This window comes from Maribacter sp. UH1 (assembly GCF_056839145.1).
Map to the genome: position 1 here is coordinate 3,266,034 of NZ_CM166387.1, position 16,958 is coordinate 3,282,991.

5 protein-coding genes are annotated in these 16,958 nt (G+C 36.7%); 1 reads left to right on the forward strand and 4 read right to left on the reverse strand.

Annotated elements, in window-relative coordinates; all coding sequences use genetic code 11:
• Positions 1–119 precede the first annotated feature (119 nt).
• Complete coding sequence (locus tag UH1x_RS14225; protein ID WP_482622450.1) at positions 120–12,944, reverse strand: T9SS type B sorting domain-containing protein; 12,825 nt, start codon at positions 12,942–12,944, stop codon at positions 120–122.
• Between the two features lie 161 nt (positions 12,945–13,105).
• Between UH1x_RS14225 and UH1x_RS14230 the strand changes: the two genes are divergently transcribed.
• A complete protein-coding gene (locus UH1x_RS14230) occupies positions 13,106–14,194 on the forward strand; it encodes a hypothetical protein (protein WP_299320287.1) in 1,089 nt (362 codons plus the stop codon).
• Positions 14,195–14,287: 93 nt separating this feature from the next.
• Here UH1x_RS14230 and UH1x_RS14235 read toward each other — a convergent pair whose 3' ends face one another.
• The 3 genes from UH1x_RS14235 to UH1x_RS14245 are packed head-to-tail and all read right to left on the reverse strand — an operon-like array spanning position 14,288 to position 16,958.
• Entirely contained in the window at positions 14,288–15,346 is a 1,059-nt protein-coding gene (locus UH1x_RS14235) for a nucleoid-associated protein (protein ID WP_482622452.1), read from the reverse strand.
• Between the two features lie 53 nt (positions 15,347–15,399).
• Positions 15,400–15,897, reverse strand: coding sequence for an IS1096 element passenger TnpR family protein (locus UH1x_RS14240; protein WP_133672472.1), 498 nt, complete (start codon positions 15,895–15,897; stop codon positions 15,400–15,402).
• A gap of 26 nt (positions 15,898–15,923) precedes the next feature.
• Entirely contained in the window at positions 15,924–16,958 is a 1,035-nt protein-coding gene (locus tag UH1x_RS14245; protein WP_482622455.1) for a COX15/CtaA family protein, read from the reverse strand.

Sequence of the window (16,958 nt, forward strand, 5' to 3'; positions counted from 1 at the left end):
ACATATCAAATAAACTTAAATAGTGATAAAACCACAATATTTAGTTGTAAAACCTTAGTTTTAAGTTGTTATCTGTTAAATATAAGAGGTGGCTATATTGCCACCTCTTAATAATTTGTTTATCTATATAAGGTGAAGTTTCCTACAAACTCTCTTGTGTCCGCTGCACCATTCAATTTAATAACATACCAGTAATCTCCGGTTGGTAACTCATTTTCTTGATAGAATCCGTCCCATCCGTCTTCATTATCCTTAAAGGTGTAAACTGAACGTCCATATCTATCATAGATGCTAATGAAAATCTCTGGATAAACTTCTATGTTATCCGGCATCCAAAAATCGTTTTGGCCATCACCATTAGGAGTAAAGAAATTAGGAATTTCAATATCAATGAATTCAATGAACAGGCTAGCTGTTGCTTCGCATCCGTTTTCATCTACTACGGTAATCGCATAAGTGCCCGTTTCGGTAATATAGAATACATTTTCAGAACCTCTATTCTCATCCTCAAAGTAGAAAGTATAGTTTTCTCTGCCTCCAACAACCGTTGCGGTGATCTGATTGATATTACTTTCTTCAACGGTAATTTCAAGAGGATCGAATGCCAATATCTCAACATCGTAGGTGGTTAAACAACCATTTGCATGAGAAATACTGATATAATGCGTACCAGGAGTCAAATCCCTGAAAATTGGTGTTAACTGCATTTCTAAAGGATCTACAGTATCTAATCCAAATAGCACATCATTTTCTATACTTGGGTCATTTAAAATAATATTTACATAGTTGCTAGGTATTGTGCCATTACAGCCATAAACAGGCTCTACGGTTGCTCCTAGATCCACACCGGGATCAATGGTAACTATTATTGTTTCCTCACAACCTTGTGCATCTTCTATGAAGATGATGTAATCACCAGCTGCCAAGTTGGTAAAGTTTAATCTGTCTTGTACAAAATCTGTTTCAGATTCTAAACGAGTGCTATATGGAGCGGTACCACCAATTATGGTTAAATCAATAGTTCCATCTTCTTCACCTACACAAATTTCAGGAGTGCTTTCTGTTGTTATTTCTAATACTTCTGGCTCTACAATGGTAGCTTCAATTAGCTCAAAACAACCATTAGAATCTTGAGCGATAATAATATAATCTCCTGGTGCCAATTCGTCGAACGTATTGTCATCGCTAAAACGATCTAAGTTTGGTGAGATTGCATATTGATATGTACCAGAACCGCCAATCATATTCACGGTAATGCTACCATCTTCCTGCCCATTACAAGTAACATCGTTGATAGTAGTATTGGCCATATCAATAACCAATGCGTCTGGTTCTGTAATATTGATCAATGCAGATGACTCTTCACAATCATCACTTTGAACCCTTACATAATATGATCCAGCCAATAAATCGGTGAATAAACCAGTTGCTTGATTTGGACGAACCTCATTGGTAAAACCTGCATCAGAAAATAATGCATATTGATAATTACCTAATCCACCTTGTGCTTCTGCATTGATAACCCCGCTATCATCACCGTTACAGCTAATGGTAGGGTTGTCGTTATCTAGGGTAACAGTTAAAGGAACAATCGGGTTTATAGTAACGCTATTACTTATAACCGATACACAACCAAAACTATCTTGAATATAGTACTGATATGTATTTGGTTGAACACCTGTGAATAAATGGGTGTTAGGACCATTGGTTTCGTTCATGGCATTGAATGCAGACGTACCATCGATACTCCACATATATGGACCTGTACCACCAGAAGCGGTTAATAAAAGTTGTGCATCATCTAGGCAAGTTGCTCTTTGCTCAGTAACTAATTGTCCTCTAACTTCTACTGGTTCAGCAATTTCAACAATATTAGTTTCATCAGAACAATTTAAGTCATCTAGAACAGTGACACTGTAATAGCCTGATCTTAAATTCATAAATGTTGCTGTAGTCTGAGAACTAGATGTCTGTAATAGGTTAGCTCCAGCTCCGTCACCATCATACGTATTAAGAATGTATCTGTAATTTGTGGATACTGTTCTTGGCGTAAACGCTGCTGTAATTATTCCGTCCGTATCACCTTCACATTCTAAACCTACAACTGTTTGAATATTAGCAGCAATTGGTTCTGGAGGCGTCAACGTAAATGCATTGGTAAAGGTTTCTGTACAACCTAAACTATCGGTTACTTCTACGGTATATTGACCGTCACTTAAACCTGTAAATAAATTACCGCTTACTTGATTTGCCGTATAAGTTGTTGTTGAACTAACATGTGTTAAAACAATATCGAAAGGCGCTTCACCACCATTAGGTGTAATATTTGCAGTACCCATGTCATTATTACAACCTACATCTGTAGTTGCAATGGTCGCTAAAGTTATTGCGGCACTAGGTGATGTTATCGTAAATGATCTTTCTTGTACACATTCCGGAGTTCCAACTTGTGAAGCTCTTAAAATATAGCTACCTGCTGCTACCGGAATAGAAGCTGTTGTTCCAGTTCCTGCAAAAGTAGCGGCATCATCTGTACGTGTAGTAGCTGTTCCGTCGGCATTTACAACTTCCCAGTTAAAATCCCCAGTATATGTAGCATCTGTAAATGTTACCTCAATAGCCCCATCTGTTCCAAAACATACTACATCAGAAAGCTTATTTACCTCAATACTAAAAGTATTAGGGTCTTCTACGATATGAGTTCGTGTTATTTCACAACCTGTAGTTACATTTTTAATACCAATCGTATACGTGCCAATTGCCAAATTCGTGAATACATTATCACCTGTTTGGTATGTTGCAGATGGTAAAATTCTAAACTCGTAGTTAGCAAGATTTGCCGTGGTATTGGTAACTGCACTATTTACATTAATAGTGATGTTTTCACCACTGTTAACACAATCTAATGCTCTGTCGACAGTAATAATTGCGTCAACAAAAGTATCATAAGGGTCTATGGTAACAATGTGTTCTGCAGAACAACCTTCGTCATCATATACACGTACTATAATATCACCACCAGCCACATCTGTATGCGTATAGGTTAATGCACTACTGTTTTGTAATACAGTAGAAGTGGCATCATCAATGAATTCAAAACGATTATATGTACCACTACCCCCGGCAAATGTTGAAGCATCTATGGTAATTGTGGCATTGTCACCGTCATTACCGGTAGCACAACCAAATTGGTCAGGAACGGGAGCAGTAAATGCTACAGCTGCATTTTCATCTACAACCACAGTTTTTACTGTAGGGCAGTTATTTGGTCCTCTAGCGGTAACATCATAAGATCCACCTGGAAGCCCGGTGAAAGATTGGGTCGCCGCATCCCAAGATGCGCTAGCAGGCATTGGGTCTAATACATAGGTCAACGGATTGTTACCGTTATTTACTTGAACCAACTCTATGCTACCGTCATCAGCACCTGAACAACTAACCTCAATAGGAGTTGCCGTGAAATCTGGAAGAATGGCCGCAGGTATGGTTACATCAATAGTTCTAAAACAATTTGGTGATGTAGTACCAATATCATAAACATTAACTGTGTAAATGGTATCTACAGTGTTGTCAGGTACGCTAACTGCTACGTTCATGGCTCCACCAGTAAGTGTCTGTCTTGTTTCAACATCTGCTGATGAGCTGTCAAGAATTTCAAACTCATAATTTCCAGAACCTGAAATACCTTCAATAGCTATTTCAGCCTCAAAACCGGCACCACAACCTAATTGTTTATCTAAGGTAGCCGATGCTTGTAGGGTAGGGTGTACCACTATATTGGTATCTTCTGTGCAACCAGTTTCATCTTTGATATAAATAGTATAATTACCGGCAGCAACAGTATTGTATATACCGCCGTTGTTTTGATACGTACTACCACCATCAATAGAATAAAGAATGGTGCCTGTGCCTGTAGCATCAATTTCAACCGTGGCTGTATTTTCACAATTAGCGATTTCAACATCGACAATTATCGGTGCATCTGTAAAGCTCATTGGAACATCGCCAAGTATGTATGAGCAACCATATTGATCTTCTACAGTTACAGTATATGTGCCAGCTGGTGAACCAGCAGGTATTTCTATAGGGTTATCGCCAGTTGCCGTAATGGTAACAGGACCAGTTACAGTATATTCATAAGTACCGCCTCCTCCTAACGGATTAGTGATTTCTATTAACCCTGGATTCTCACAAGAAATATCTTGAATAGATTGCGGTGTACCAGTGATAATATCCAATTCATCTAGAATTTCGTTTTCACTTGCACTAATACATTGTTCATTATCTGAACTATCTATTTGTCTTACTTCAATATAATACTCGTTTGGTGCTAAACCAGTAATCGTTATAGTATCTGTATAAGGTACAATACCGCTACTATTTGTAATTTCTAATCCACTTGTATCATATAAAAACCATTCCATTTGCGGTTCAACAATACCATCCTCATCTACAATCGAATACGTAATGGCACCATTGTCTGATGAACTACAAGATGGGTTAATATCTGCGGTTATGGTCATAGGTAAATCGCCCGATATTTCATTTACGTTAACCGTACTTTGTCTAATACATGAAGTAGGTGAGTTGCTATCTCTAACATAGAAAACGTAAGTTCTACCTGGTATTAAATTGGTGAATTCATAGATACCATGACCAGCAGTTACCGGGTTTCCACCTAAATCGGTATTTCCTCCTGTATGCCAAGTAGCTGTACTTTCATCAAAGTTTGCCGGATCATTAGAAAATGCATATTCGTAACCAGGTACACCTTCTGCACCTTGTACTTTAACTTTTAGTTCATCACAGTTTTCAACTACGGATGAAGTAGTAATATCTAGGTCATCTAGTGGATATGGTATTATTTCTCTTGGAAAATCTGTTTGACAAATTAAGTTGCCACTACCATCTACAGTTCTTAATGAAGGGTAAACTTCATCTCCTGAATTTAGTCCAGTTCTAAAATTAGGTGTTGTTTGCCATGTGCTACCACCATCTTCACTATATTCAATAGTTCCAACCAAACCTGAAGTAACATTTTCGAAATCGAAACCAAAATCTGAATCAATACCACTACAGTCTTCAACAGATATTAATTTTATATCTGCAGTCAACTCATCTGGTGCTGTAATCGTTTCTGTTTCTGTTTCAGAACAGCCGCCACCATCTGTTACAATAATCTCATATGTGCCCGGTGCAAGATTATAATAGGTTTTAGTACCACCAATGACATTGGTCTGTACTTGATCGGCAATACCATTATTAACATCTACCAATTCATAATCATAAGGTGACAGTCCGTCATCAACGGTTACCACAATAGTACCCCTACCGTCATGACAATCTGGGTCTGTTACCAGTGTAGAGATAGCTAAATCTGGGTTGGCAGCAATTGTTTCAGTTACCATAGTTTGGCAAGCATCGGTACCATTAGCTTTGTCTCTTACGTAAATATCATAATCTCCAATATTAGCTAGTGCAACTGTTGTTGAATTACTAATTGAGAAATCAGCATCAGTTACTGTATTTCCAGTAGGAACAAAGGCATACATGAAATTATTGTCACCACCTGATGCAGTTGCCGTTAAACTACCATCGCCACATAAACTTGCATTTACAGGTACTACGCTTAATGAAATAGTCGGAGCTATTGTTATTGATTGTATCGCTGAAGCACAACCAAACTCATCATTGACCTCAACATCATATGTACCTTCAGATAAATTACTGAATGTATATGTTACGTCTGTAATTGTTGAAGGCGTTTGCCAAGCTCCACCGTTAATTCTAAAAGAGTAATTACCATTACCATCGGTTACTGTTGCTGTAACAGTACCATTATTTTGACCGTCATAACATTGCGTTGCGTTTAAGTCAAAAGCAATTGTATCTGGTTGAATTACGTTTACCGTTGTTGTTGAAATAACTTCACAATTATTTTGATCTCTTACTCGAACATGATAATCGCCTGCAGGTACATTCAAGAATTGTGCTGATGTACTAAAGACTCGTATAACAGTATTATCCGTTAACTCTAATTGATATTCATAACCAGGTGTGCCTTCATCTGCAGATGCTTGCAAAGTAGCACCTGTATTAAAACATGTGAATTCTGCTTTTTGTTCAAGATTTGCAGTTAATGCATTTGGTGATGTCAACGTAACTGAAGTCGCAGAGGTTGCTGTACATGTATTATCGTCTATTTTTTCGACCATAACACTATACGTGCCATCGGCAAGAGTTGTTGGTGTAGTAATCGGAGATGTTGTTTCCGTAACCCAAGTTGCTCCATTATCAATTGAATATTGATAACCTGCGATAGGATCAAAATTAGAAACTTCAAAACGGATACTACCATTGTCACTTCCATTACAAGTTGGGTCAGTACTACTTAAAATAGCTACTTCAAAAGTTTTTCCTGTTTCTACAACAACTGTAATATCTTCTGTTTGCTCACATAGCTCAGGAGTCTGTGAAGCTTGAATATCATCTAATACCAAGAAGTTACCATTGTCACTATTAAGGTTGGTACGTAATACAACACCAACTGCCGTGTTTGCACCTGGGTTAAAAGTAACCGTTCTTAGGTGCCAGTCGTCTGCATTGTTGTTTTGAGGAATAGCTGCTGTTGCCTGACTACTGATTACAGTGCCTGAACCGTCAACTAATTCTACCAATATCTCTGGATCGTTACCTGAAGCATTGTCAATTAATATGTTGTAAGCGTAGAATGATATCGTTATTTCTTGATTTGGTAAAGCTTCTAACCCTGTTCTTGACCATAAAATATTATTATCTCCGGCTGAGGTACTTACCCCAATTGCCATAAACCTACCATCTGTTAATCCAGAATGATCGTTAGGACTTCTCCAAGATGCATTTGGGTTGGTTATTCTGTTCGTTACTGCATATTCTGCATTTACAAGAATCCCTGCAGGACCTAAATTACAATCGGTATCTGTACCATCTTGTGGTTCATAGCAATATCCTGCGCCAATTTCTGCAATCTGCGTAGTTACACCTGCTCCAAAATCTTCAAGGAACAATGTGCTTTGAGAAGCAGCAATTGAACTTGTGTACCCAACTGTTATTGTTTGAGTACCCGATGCGACATTATTGAAAATATTACTATCCAATGGTGTGTTATCCGTACCGTTTAATTTATAGGTATAGGTAAAATCTGTTGTATTAGAAGGAGTAATTGTTACTACGCCGTCCCCATCGCACTCATAAGTAATATCATTAGTAAAAGTAGGGTCTATTGCGGCTGTAGGTACAGTGATTTCTAAAGGTGTCTCACAACCCAAAGCATCTTTTATAGCTAATTGATACGTACCAGGTGTTAAACGTTGTTCATCTACCCCAGAGAAAGTATTACCGCCATCAAAACTATATTGGTAAGGAGCTTGACCGCCACTACCATTTAAAATCTTTACCAAGGCAGTAGGGGTAGTGGCACCAGAAGTATCACATGAGGCATCTTCTATAATAGAAGGAGATGCCGTCAAAAGAAATGGCTGGGTAACTTCATATTCTAAAGTCTCTATACATGCATTACCAGGATCATTATTAGTATCCATAACCGTAATGGTATAGGTGCCAGCAGCTAAATTATTAAAGAAGTTTTCCGTTTGGTACGTTGTACCTCCATCAAGACTGTATTGGTATGGAGCATTACCACCAGATGCAGTTATCGTTAAAACAGCCGTGGCAGAGTCTGCACATATAATATCCGTATTTGTTGCACTTATGGTAATTGATCCTAAATCATCCATAGTTACCATATTGGATAAACCATAACAGCCATTGTCATCTCTTATTACAAATACATAATCACCATCTTCATTAGGAATATATGCAGAAGAAACAGTATCATATCCGAATAAAAATGTTGGATTAGATGTAAAATCCGAATCAGGAATTGTAGTTTCATCGGCATATGGAGCAACACCATCTTTACTGTAGATAGCGTATTCATAACCTGTTGTACCACCAGTAGCCGTTAAATTAATAACACCGGAAGTACAGGTAATATTATCTTGATTTGATGCTGTTAACCTCAATTCAGGAATTTCGTCTACGGTTATAGTTTTTTCATCACTACAACCATCTACAGTAGTCGTTACAATAACATAATCATCTGCTGAAAGACCTGGAAATGTATACGTGTTGTCAGAAGAAAGTAAATTATTGGCTACCAAGGCTCCTTTTCCACCACTACCGTTATCGAAGTAAAGCTCATAGCTATATTCTGGTGAAACGTTCAATGCCTGTATTGAAATTGTTCCTGCATCTGTACAATCAAATGGAGTTGAAGCTATTGTTGTCTCAAAAATTCTTTCTGCAATACCTATTTCTTCGGTTTCAAATACACAACTGTTCTCAATTGGTGCACCTGTTGAAGGATTTAATTGTGTAATTTGTACTATGTAAGTTCCGCTAGTTGCTATAGCAAAATTTGGACCTTGGCCAGCACTAAATGGTACTGCGATTGAATTATTCTCAACATCATATAATTGATAACCGTAACCGCTACCTAAATCTATTACTCTTATAGAACCTTCGGTATCACAAATGATATCAGATGAATCTGGCTCAGGAATGTCCAAGGTATTTTGATATGCATTGAAATAGAATCTACTGAAACATCCGCCTTCATAACCTATAACAACTCTATATTTACCGCTTTCGGTAACTGTAAAATTATCGGTATCTGTTTCCTCGTTCCATGTCCATCCACTAGCTGTATTCGCACAATTATCGCTAACATCTCCACAAGTAGCAACGTTACAACTTGTTTCGTCAAGTTTCTCCCACTTTATGGTTAAAGCATCGGTTATACCTAATTGAATAAATGCACTGTCGGTTTCACCACAAAGAAATATATGTGGCATGTCACTATTATCATTGGAACAAGTAACGGTCTCTCCCTGAATATCATTATCAGGATTACTGTCACTATTCACTTGGTTTAAATAACTAATGATAGGATTGGTCTGTGTTTCACCATAACGCTCAACGGTAATTAGTTCTGTATGGTTTGCACAACCAGATGTTGATGTTTTCTCTACTATATAGTTACCTACTGTAGTTACTGTCAACGTGTTTGACGTACCGTCATCTAAAATTGTATCTCCAGCATCTATAGCACCATTATTATTTGTGTCAATTGCCCAAGTGTAGGTATCAAAACCTATACCGGCAGAAAGTGTACCGCTAGCACCACAAAGTTCTACTGTACGTGCAACGCTACAATTTGCCAATGCATCAGAAACATTGTTGGCTGCTACCTCTAGAGTAGTGGTACAAGCACCTGCAGGGTTACTACCATCTTCATCAGAAAAAGTGTTGGTATTTAAAGTGCCTGAATAAATTGCATATGCATGATTCTCTAATTGAGAAGCACATGCCGCTACAAATTCAGAACAGTCGCCGGCAACGGAAACCGTTATTTTTATCTTATACTCAGGATCATCTATTTCAACCAAAGCATCTGGTATAGTAAATGTTATGGTTCTAGTACTTTCTTCATAACTACTGGTTACCCCCGGGGCATCATCAATATTTATATCATCTAAGGTTACATTGTCCGGTAATACATTTTTGATTGTAAAACCGGTTGCATGATCATCGCCCGTATTCTGAAATCTTAATACATAATTGTACGTATCACCTAAATCAACATCCTCTCCATTAATATCCGTACCACCTAATAATTCAGAGGTGTTACCTAAAACAATTACCGGTGCAAATACTTGAGTATAAGATGCTGCATTTACGGTACCATCAGTTGGGTCAACTGCAGGAACTCCCGTTCCATATTCACCACCATCACCACCATCTGTTGCATCATCTTTATAATATTCGTTGGCATCACTACAACCATTATCATCGCTATCCAAGTCTAAATGATCGGGTAAGCCATCCATATCAGTATCTAGATTTGCACAAAATCCAGAAAAAGATGCTGTATTATAAGATAAAAAGGCAACATCGGCATTTGAACTTAGTTGTAGTCGTAGATAAGAAACGTCAGCTAAATTAGCAGCAGGGATACCAAATTCTGATAATTCTACTGTTGCTAAACGGTAATCTCTTGTGGTATTAGTATAGAAAATGCTTCCGTTTGAGTGGTAAATATCTAATCTGTACCTACCTACAACATCGGCAAGTGCTCCGCCACTATAAGCTTGCACACGTACTGCATTTCCTAGAGGAGCACCTGTGGCATCATAAAGACTTACAACGTGCCCAACACCACTTGGGTCTGCAACTTGGGTCAATAATATATCTGGTATACCATCGCCAACATTGGTAGCTACAATGGGATCTATTTCATAAGTCCATGTATCGCCAATGTTTACAATACCAGAACCAAGGTCCAGTCCATTTTGGCCGTGGGTCAACAATGGATTTAATGCGTCTGTGGTAGGGTCATTTATAATAGTTAATCCTAAAGCATTATCCTCATTCCCATCATTTAAATTAGATTCAAAGGTTGCTTCGCTATAAATATTATTTGAAGGTGTCAAAGCCATCCAGCTAGATTCTGTTGCAGAAATATCCGCAATTCCATCATTATTGGAGTCTATGCCATCAAATAAACCATTCCCGTTAGCGTCATAAAGGTCATCGTCTGCAACCCCAGTTGTAAAAGTTGTTCCACCAGTGGTAAATGCCAACAATTCATGTGATAAGGTTGGTAATACAGGATTTATTGAGCTTGTAGAACTTCTCCAAAAACCTGCGTAATTAGAGAAAATTTCAGTTATCGCAGTACCACCTTGTACAGTGCTTGATGGTGAGGTGAAATTAACATCACTAGATATGATGCACATTTGCTCAACAGCATCATATATACCGTCATTATCATCATCTAAATCAACGCTATCTACAACACCGTCATTGTCAAAATCGTTATGGACTATAATTCGGGCGGAAGGCTCATCTCTTGTAATATTGGCGTCCGTTTGGTCTTGGGTATTCGTAGCTATATTTACTAGATTGAGTAAAGGCAAGATGTCTATTTCGTCTGCGGTTACTTCTAAAGTTAAAAAGGCAACTTCACCGGGTGCTAGTGTGCCAATGTTCCAAACACTACCATTAAATGTTCCTGTTATTGTTGTTGCTTGTACTAATGTAAGTCCTTCAGGAATGTTATCCGTAACCTGTAAATTGGTTATATCGTTGAAGTATAAGTTCTCTGCTCTAATGGTAAAAGTCGCGGTTTCACCTTCGGTTATTTCAGGCTTGTCAACAGTTTTTTTAATTTGAACATCTGGTTCGCAATAGAAAATTTTAATGGTTTGCGAATCATATGTACAAGGTCCTTTTGTACCTCTTACATAATAATCACCCGCAATGGTTGCTGCATAATCATATGAATTAGCACCAGGGATAGCTACACCGTCAAAAAACCATTGGTAGGCATCAAAATTATCATCTGAGGCTTCAAAAATACTTGACCCGGAAAAACATTCTCCTACAGTACCACCATTAATTTGTAGTACAACTTCTGGTACAGTATCAAACCCAGAAAAATATCCTGCAACACCACGAGCACCATTAAACCCGAAAAAACCAATAGCCATTGGTCCGGTTGATGTCACGTTAATATCACCATCTAAATTTGGAATGTAGAAAGTTTTCCAATCATCTGATCCGGCAACCGGATCAGAAGCTGGTTTAGAAACCTCTACACCATTTTCATATACTTTTACATTGGCATCTGGAGTGTTTACAGATGCAATAATCGTTAATCCACCGGTAACATCCGTCCCGGCCATATTTCTAATATCAGGTATATTGTCCATTACATCTGGTAATAAACAGTTTACCGGAGCTACGAAGTTTAGACCTTGAGTGTAATTTGCGGCTGCACCAGCTAAACTTTGATAGGCATAAACATCTTTAGAAGTCTGTACAAACATATTCGCACCTGCTGAATTGCTTGAATAATAGGTGCTCGGTATTTTAAAGTATTCACCATTATCAATGGTAGCAATTGCCGTGGTACTGCCATTTACAAATATTTGAGTATTGTCTGCAGTACCTATTACCAATGGGAATTCTGTAAGTCCACTAGAAGAACCATTACCTCTGATAAATACGTAATCTTTTCCTAATTTATTGATAGGTACTGGCTGGTCTATACCGGCATCTCTATGACTTTGACCATCTTGACTACCAAAGTTCATAGAACCATTACTAATTACTATATCTTTTGTAGAAACAATAGAAGCCCCGATCCAACCATCTTCATGAGCTTGTGTTGGCGATGTACCTATGTAGGTTTCATAAACAAAAGACTCATTAGCATTTAATGTTATGGTATGGGAATTGGCAGTAATACCGGCTCTGTCATTATCTACTCTAAATTCACAACCGGGGTCATATCCAGATAAAACAACTGTTGTGTTGTCTTCGGTTGCCATAATACCCAATGTGTTAGATTTTGAAGAGTGGCTACCTTTGTTTGGCACACCTCCCCATTTGAAATTAGTACCCATTGCTTGTCTACCCTTTGCTGTCAGTGATGCAGCTTGAGAACCAGAGTTACCTCTGTAGTTGACATAAAATTTTTCTCCACCTGCAGAAATGAAACGCAAACCACTATTTGTAAGTACCGTACCAGTGTTTGCATTAGTTACAAGGGTAATATTGTTATCCCCATTTGCCAGGGTCCATAAACCTGGGTTAAGTCTGTCAATGGTAAACGTCTGTACAATTGTGTTAGAAGTACCTTGATACGCGTAAACGTTGAAAGGTGTCGTTTCTGGAGTAGATAAATGAATGGCTTGGTTCTGTATAGCTGCATTATTTTGACCTTGCTTCATTGGTGGTAAATAATGAAGGTCGCTTAATTGTGCAGTTCCTAAAAAGGAGCTTAATGCAATTAGAAAAAACAGTAATAATTTAATGTTCGAGTTAATTTTAGTAATCATCGGTATGGTTTCAAGTAGTACTAAAACAAATAAAGCACCCTTTTAGCTCTTGGCTAAAAAAATGTTGTATACTGGCTATTTATGTTGTTGTAAGCGTTAATTCTATATGCTTGATAAAAATTATTGAAGTGAAATGATTAATTTGTAAGTAAATTTGAAGCATGTCAGAAGAACGATTAATGTCTAAAAAAAAACCTGCTTACCCTGTAAGTGAGGCTTTAGATGGCTATTTGGAAAATTATAGCCGTAAAACAGAAATACCTATATTTTATGATGACCTTCTTCGTTTTGCCGGCTCAGTTGCGGTGTATGATGATAATGATGTAGATACACTTTGGATAAGGGTATTTTACTCTGAATTTGAAAGAATGGAAATAGATGAGAGTTTGAAAAAAGTCTATTCTATTTTACTCTCTGATGGTACAGATAACATTCATAAATATTTAAATGTCGATTCAGTTGATTTTTGCACATTTGGTAATTCAAAACCTTTTCGAATTAAGGTTCGAAATATTTTAAATGACAACTTCACTTATTTCTATATTAAAAAGACCGATGCATCACGTATTTATGGTTTGGAATTAGAGCATATGCTGTCGCCTTATAACTTGACTTTTTTAGTTTATAAGGATACATTAATTGAGGAGCATATAGCCGGTATACCTGGGGATATGTTTATTAAAGATATGCTGCCGAAATGCACGGAGCCTGAAAAGGCACAGTTAGCTAAAGAATTTGTAAAGTTTAATGAACGTTGTATGATTCGTTTATTAGGTGATATGCGTTCATATAACTATGTCATTGTACCCACTCATGATTTTGACCATGTGGTTTATAAGATTCGAGCAATCGATTTTGACCAACAATGTTTTGAAGGTAAACTAAAAGTCTATAGACCTCAGTTTTTTAAAGAAAATTATAAAATGGTAGAGCTGGTGCGTAGTAAATTAACACGAGATTCTGTTGATCAATATAAATTGGAAGAGCGTTCTATGGTCGCTAAACGAATTTTAAGCTCAGGAAATAGAATTAAAAAATTACGAGCTATCTGTAAAATAGATGATATTTCTACACCAGAAAATATAGCAATGCTTAGAGAAGAAATAGAAGTTCTTACTATGGATATGAAATTTCAAACATGCACTAAAATGGGTGAAGTACTAGATTTAGCGTTAGATTTTGTACGTCGTAATTATGAAGATGTTAGTGTGAAACAGATTATAGAACAGGATATTAAAGTAAATAATTAGGGTTCAAATAAAGCCTTTAATTAAAAAGCCGATTATTTTCTTTTGAAAATAATCGGCTTTTAGTTTATTAATAGCCAGTTAATTTATGAAATACTAGCTCTTTTGCTCTTTGTTGAAATACACCAAATAATAATACATTTGTCTTTCTTCATCCCATCCTTTTTCTACAAATTTCTCTGCAGATTCAGGGTTAATGAAATCCATTTTAATTTGAATATTGGTATCCAAATTAATAACGTTCTTTATCTTCTTACGAGCATCAGATACCGCTTTGTTGGCAATATCAAAAGTAGAAACATCTTCAATACTAAACTTAGGTCCTTTCTCTGTCTTGTAGTGCTTAAACTCTGGTATCAACTCCGGATTCTCCATCACCTCATTCAAAAAAGTAGACTCTTCAAAAGCATCATTTTTTGCAAAATGGTTTACTGCACGGTTCATGAATAACACCTCTTGTTGTTTATCTTCTGCTGGTAAAACAACTTCTTTAGCAAAATCTTGACAAAATTTCAAGTAGTTTTTTGTTTTAAAGTTGTCATCTGAAAGTGGTTCAACACCTAAAAAGTTTTCTATCCAATACTTGGTGTCGTACTTATTACTATCTACAGAAAGTACCTTGTAACCTTCTTCTTTTTCTACGTTGAAAATTAAACAACCTTTATCTAATTTATTGATATTGATTCCTTGTTGAATTACAATATCTAAATTACTGTTCTTTTCTTCAAACTGAATAAAATCATGTTTTAACTCGCTTTTAAATATTCCTATAGCGTCTACTTTTTTATTATCTAAAAGTAAACCAGATAGGTAGGCAACATATACTTCACCACTTTTGATATGTGGGTGGTTAGATTGTTCAAATAATAAAGAAGCTACTTTTTTAGAATTCAAATGAGCTTTAGAAGGGTCTTCGAAAACTTCACTTACAATCTTAAACAATTCGTTGAATTCAACGTCAACTTCATTTGTAAGTTTATAGTAGTTTTCTTCTTTTTCCTTAAAAGGTTTAAAGAAGTATTCTTTTAGTAAACCGGTAGTTTCATCATTAAGTCTAAATGGTTCTTCTGAAAGAAAAACCCCTTCATTTTTATTTTTATTACCAACTCTATGTATAGAAATACTTTCAATTTGGGTAGCATATAGGTTAATCATAAAATGTTCTAAATTAAATGGTTAGTAAGCGAAAATATATTATTTGCTAAAATTTAGTTCCAATTTTCATCGAAATCTAAATCGTCGTAATTATCAAAAGTGTCATCAAAATCAAAGGCACTGTTCTCTGCCTCAAAGTTTTTCTCTGGAGGAGTTTCAGGTAGTTCACCAAATGTAAAAAGTACATTAGGGTAAGCACGGCCATCTTCATTTTCTTGAATATCTGCAAGCTCAACAAAAAACGTCCACATGTTCATGAAATCATAAACGTAGATCAATTTTGGGTTGTTTTCTGTCATGATATCCTCTAGAAAGGTCTCGTTCATTAAACGTACATCAGAACCAGATTCGCTCATATCAAAAAGTGCGATCTCCTCGTCTTGTTTCCATTCTTCATCACATGTATAAAAAGACGCCATTTCATTACCTAAAAAACCAAATGCCTGAGTAATTGCATTATGGAACTCTTCTAATGAATTGTGGGACTCAATCTCTAAATCTCTGAAAATATCTTCTTCAGCGTCTAGAATTACACGAATTTTATAAATCATACCTTAATTTTTGCGGGTCGGCAAAGTTACGAAGTTTTGGAGTCTTTTCTAGGCATTAATGCATCTAAAAGTATGTAGAACTGAACACCGAATAGAATGGAAGCCAAGACAAGGTGTAATGGCTGACTAGCAAAAGGAAAATCTAAATAGTTCATAGCTACACCGGTAAATACTACCACTAGTAGTAAAAACAAGACCCAGTAGACTTTAAAGTGACCAAGGTCTAGCTTGGTTATTCTATATGCCAAGAAAGAATTCACTAAAATGATAAGTATAGAAAAAGATCGGTGAATGTAAAATAATAACTCAGGATCTTGTAACCAATTCCCTTTTGCGGCATAACCGTAAATGTCTATTTGTTCATCTACAAATTGGCGTACTTGTGTTCCCATAGCAATTTGTACTAGGGTCATGCCTAGCGCTATGATACTAATATTCAATACCAATTTATCATACTTAATACGCTTGTTTTCTTTATTTGCCAAGTATATAATGTATAATAGTATTGCTACAATTACCAAAGCCATTAACATATGAACCGTAATTTTTGCCGGTTCTAAAACTGAATATACTACGGTTGCTCCAAGCCAAGCTTGAAAAACCATACCTACAACCACTAGCCAAGACAAAACTGGTATGCGCTTTTTCTTTTTCCAGAATTTAATAGACATAATTGCAAGTAGTAGGGTTGCAAGACCTGCTAAGGCACCAAAAAGCCTATTTATATATTCTATCCAAGTGTGCCATGGGTTAAATTCAGCGTAGTCATGTTTTGTGTAAGGCTCCCAATTAGCTTCATTAAAAGAATCTTTTGTAGTAAATGATTCTTTTGAAACCTGTAGCGTTTCCCGATAGATAATTACTTGACCTTTTTCAAATAATCGGTCCGGTTGCCATTGTATTTCGGTTACCTCTGTAGGTGGTATATAGTAACCAAAACATTTGGGCCAATCTGGGCAACCCATTCCACTACCGGTCATTCTAACTACGGCACCTGCGACAATCACTAAATAAACTAATACCAAAGATGTTTTGGCAATTTTTCTAAATGTAATATCCAT